Origin of the sequence: Nocardioides sp. (assembly GCF_036401255.1) — a bacterium.
Lineage (GTDB): Bacteria > Actinomycetota > Actinomycetes > Propionibacteriales > Nocardioidaceae > Nocardioides.
The window spans coordinates 1-3721 of record NZ_DASWVI010000362.1 but is presented as its reverse complement, the minus strand read 5'-3'; the positions used below and the strand labels follow the sequence as shown (position 1 = coordinate 3721).

At 74.7% G+C, this 3721-nt stretch carries 5 protein-coding genes and 1 pseudogene; 2 read left to right on the top strand and 4 right to left on the bottom strand.

Going from position 1 to position 3721, the window contains the following annotated elements; translation table 11 throughout:
- Window positions 1–318, bottom strand: a 318-nt coding sequence (locus VGD85_RS16855) for a cysteine hydrolase family protein (RefSeq protein ID WP_331064591.1), incomplete at its 3' end; no start/stop codon positions are given.
- Between the two features lie 26 nt (window positions 319–344).
- Between VGD85_RS16855 and VGD85_RS16850 the strand changes: the two genes are divergently transcribed.
- Entirely contained in the window at window positions 345–965 is a 621-nt protein-coding gene (locus tag VGD85_RS16850; protein ID WP_331064589.1) for a WYL domain-containing protein, read from the top strand.
- Here VGD85_RS16850 and VGD85_RS16845 read toward each other — a convergent pair.
- Genes VGD85_RS16845 through VGD85_RS16835 form a run of 3 tightly spaced genes read right to left on the bottom strand, consistent with a single transcriptional unit; the run spans window position 928 to window position 3287 of the window.
- Complete coding sequence (locus VGD85_RS16845; protein ID WP_331064588.1) at window positions 928–1920, bottom strand: 5'-3' exonuclease H3TH domain-containing protein; 993 nt, start codon at window positions 1918–1920, stop codon at window positions 928–930. The genes VGD85_RS16850 and VGD85_RS16845 overlap by 38 nt on opposite strands.
- Entirely contained in the window at window positions 1917–2939 is a 1023-nt protein-coding gene (locus tag VGD85_RS16840) for an App1 family protein (protein WP_331064590.1), read from the bottom strand. The genes VGD85_RS16845 and VGD85_RS16840 overlap by 4 nt, the downstream gene beginning before the upstream one ends.
- A 39-nt stretch (window positions 2940–2978) precedes the next feature.
- Window positions 2979–3287 carry a hypothetical protein gene (locus VGD85_RS16835; protein WP_331064587.1) on the bottom strand — a complete coding sequence of 103 codons (309 nt, stop codon included), beginning with the start codon at window positions 3285–3287 and terminating at the stop codon, window positions 2979–2981.
- Between the two features lie 110 nt (window positions 3288–3397).
- Between VGD85_RS16835 and VGD85_RS16830 the strand changes: the two are divergent.
- Window positions 3398–3721 (top strand): annotated as a pseudogene (locus tag VGD85_RS16830) (ATP-dependent DNA ligase); the annotation flags it as partial.

Sequence of the window (3721 nt, the reverse complement as noted above, 5' to 3'; positions counted from 1 at the left end):
GCCGGCCTCCCGGCCCGGGGCCTTCTGGTAGCTCCAGTACATGTTGGTGTGGGCGACCACGAGGTCCGGTGTCGGCGCACCGTAGGGGCTCAGGTCCTCGGTGGTGTGGGCGTCGGACACCAGGACCGTGTCGTAGCCGCGTACCAGCGCCCCGTGCAGCGTGGAGCGGATGCATGCGTCGGACTGGGCGCCGCTGACGACCAGCCGGCCGGCGCCGACCTCGCCCAGCACGTCCTCGAGGTTGGTGTCCTCGAAGGAGTCGCCGTAGGTCTTGTGGACGATCGGCTCGCCGGTGGCCGGGACGAGCTCGGGGACGATCGCTCCTCGGCTCGCTGCCGCGCCCCGTGGCCGCCCAGGCCGAGCGGGTGCGGCGTACGGCTGCTCCGGTGCCGCACCGCGACCCCGCCCGGCCGGACCCGGCCACCACGGTCGCCCTGGTCGAGGCCTGTGCCGAGCGGCGCCGGGTGCGACTCGCCTACCGCACCGAGGCCGGCAACGACCGGGAGCTCGAGGCCGAGCCGTGGGCGGTCGTGGTGCGCTACGGCCGGTGGTACCTGCTGTGCCACTCGGTCACCGCGGACGCGGTGCGCACCTACCGGATCGACCGGGTCGCGCGCGTCGAGCCGCTGCTCGAGACGTTCGAGCCGCCGGCCGACCTCGACCCGGTCGCCACGCTCGAGGAGCACCTCGGCGCCGGGTGGGACCACGAGGTGCGGGTGCTCGTCGAGGCGCCGCTGGCGCGCGTGGCGGCCGCGATCCCGCGCACGATGGGCCGGCTGGAGGCGGTCGACGAGCGCACCACGAGACTGGTCGGCTCGACCCGCAACGTGGCGTCGTACGCCCAGCAGCTCACGCTGCTGCCCGGCGCGTTCCGCATCGAGGAGGGCGCGGAGGTGCACGCGGCGCTGGTGGCGCTCGCCGAGCGGATCAGTACGGCGGCTGCGAGCTCGCCGGCGGCTCCGTGAGCACCCGCAGCGCGAGCCGGGTGGTCTCCGGCACGCCCAGGTGGCCGACGACCCGGGAGACCCGGTCGGGCTCCAGCGGCAGCAGGCCGGGGCTGCCCGGCAGGTCCGGCGTCAGGCCGAGCTCGAGGTCGGTGCGCCCCGACATGATCGCGAGGTTGAACTCGAACCGCTCCCGCGCGGCCGGCGTGGCCAGCTTCTTCAGCACGCTCGCGCCGATCCGCGGGCGGCCGACCTCCTCGCAGTAGGAGTCGAGCGTCGCCACCAGCGTCGCGCCCGCGCAGTGGTCGATGTCGGCCCACACGGCCCGCATCGAGCCCATCTCGGAGAGCAGGACCGGCGCGATCTTCTCGCCGATCCCGGGGACGCCCGGCAGGTTGTCGCTCGGGTCGCCGCGGAGCGCGGCGTACTCCAGGTAGTGCTCGGCCGCGATGCCGTACATCGCCCGCAGCCGCGCTGGGTTGAGCAGTGGCGAGGCGTTGATGCCGCCGTTGATCAGGCGCAGCACCTGGGTGTGCTCGCTGATGTGGGCGAACGCGTCGCGGTCGGAGGTGATCAGCACGCAGCTCCATCCGTGGCGCTCGGCCCAGGTCGCCGCCGAGGCGTTGACGTCGTCGGCCTCGAGCCCGTCGGGGGTGACCGTGAGCATGCCGAGCGCGTCGAGCAGCGCGCCCGCGCGCTCGAGCTGGTCGACGAGCGCGGGGTCCTTCTCGGCCCGGCCGGCCTTGTACGCCGGGTAGGCCTGCTCGCGCACCGACGTACGCCGGTCGTCGAGCCCGAACAGCACCGCGTCCGGTGCGAACTGGTCGATGGCGTCGAGGATCTGGCGCAGCATGCCGTGCAGCGCCCACGCGGGCCGGCCGCCGCGGTCGCGCAGCCCGGACTCGACCCGGGCGTGGTGGTTGCGGTGCAGCAGCGACGGCGCGTCGACCGCGAGCAGCAGGCGGCGGCCGTTCACAGCAGCCCGATCGACGCGGCGTGCCGGCGTACCGCCGCGCTGTCGGCGGCGAGCACGAACGGCACGTCGTGCGCCCACGCGTCGCTGACCGCCTCGACCCGGCCGTCGCCCGGGTCGAGGCGGACCTCGCGGATGTAGACGGCGAGGATCCGGCCCGGGTGGGCGGCGACGATGTCGGCGTAGATCTGCGGGTCCTTCTCGCCGGAGTCGCCGATCAGCACGAACGGCAGGTGCGGGTGCAGCGCGAGCACCTCCTCGATCCGCTCGTGCTTGCGGGCGCGGCCCTCGCGGCTGCCGACCAGGTCGCGCAGCAGCAGCGGGCCGAGCGGGAAGTCGCGGTGCTCGAGGAACGCGAGCAGGAACCCGTGCAGGTTCCACGGGCTGGAGGAGACGTAGAAGAACGGATTCAGCCCGCCCTCCAGGTCCCTGCCCTCCAGGTGCCGGTAGAGCTCAGCTGCGCCCGGGAACGGGGTGCGGGTCAGCGCCGAGCCGGTGAAGGTCTGGCGCAGCATCAGCCCGACCCGCTGGACGCCGGTCTCGATGATCGTGTCGTCGACGTCGGAGATCACGCCGAAGCGAGCGTGCTCGTCGGGCACCCGGACGCGCAGCGGCGTGCGGTGCGGGTCGGTCAGCCCGCGGTAGGCCCCCGCGAGCTCGACGTGGCCGTCGTGCCAGGGGGCGGTGAGCGCGCTCGGCGCGAGCCGGGCGACGAAGTAGCCCTCGCCATCGGTGACGGCCTCGACCGTCGCGTCCCCGACGCTCACCCGCAGCGGCACGCCGGGCAGCTCGTCGGTGACGAACTGCCGCAGGCTGCGTCGTACGGCGGCGCCCAAGCCCTCGCCCTCGACGGCCTCGCTGATCGGCGGGTCGTCGAGCACGCGGCCGCGCACGACCACGCCCTCGGGTCCTCCGTGCCCGAGGTAGGGCTCGATCCGGAAGTCCCGTGGCGGCCCGGACGCCTTGCGCCGCAGCCGCGCGGCATCCCAGGCGCGCTCGAGGTCGACCACGAGGCGCTGCATCCGGCTCACGGAGCCACCGTAGGCGGCGCCGGGCAGCGATCAGGCGGCGAGGTAGTCCCGGACGTTCGGCGGCAGGCCGAGCACGACCGCGCGGCCGCCGTGCTCGACGCTCAGCCCGCGGTCGGTGAGCGCGAGGCTCCACCGGTGCAGGTCGAGCCGGAAGCGGAGGAACTCCAGCAGCATCGCGGCCCGCTCTCCGGCGTCGCGGGGCTCCTGGTTGGTGACGAGGATGACCTCGAAGGCCAGCTCGCCGGGGTTGAGGTCCCCGATGGCCTCGAGCACGTCGTCGAGGTCGATCAGCGTCGGCGCGAGCAGCAGGTCGGTGAGGTCGTGGGGTCGCACGGTCATGGCCGGGCCTCCTTCCGTGCTCGACGCTAGTGAGGCCGGCGCCGCCGCGCAGGGGGCCAAGGTCCCGTCGGACCGCGCCCGTTGTCCCTGGGTTCGTCTTGAATGGGGCCGTGCTGCTCGCCGACGTCGTCGCCACCTCCGCCGCGATCGCCGCCACCCGGTCCCGCAAGGCCAAGGTCGCCGCGATCGCCGACCTGCTCACCCGCGCTCGCCCGGACCGGACCAGCGCCGAGGAGCTGGAGACGGTGACGGCGTACGTCGGCGGTGCGCTGCGCCAGCGGCGCACCGGGCTGGGCTGGCGCGGGCTCACCGAGCTGCCGACGCCCGCGGCGACGTCGTCGCTGACCGTCCTGGAGGTCCACGAGGCGTTCGACCGGCTCGCGGCACTGGCGGGCGCCGGGTCGCAGGCCGCCCGGGCCGCGGCGGTGGCCGAC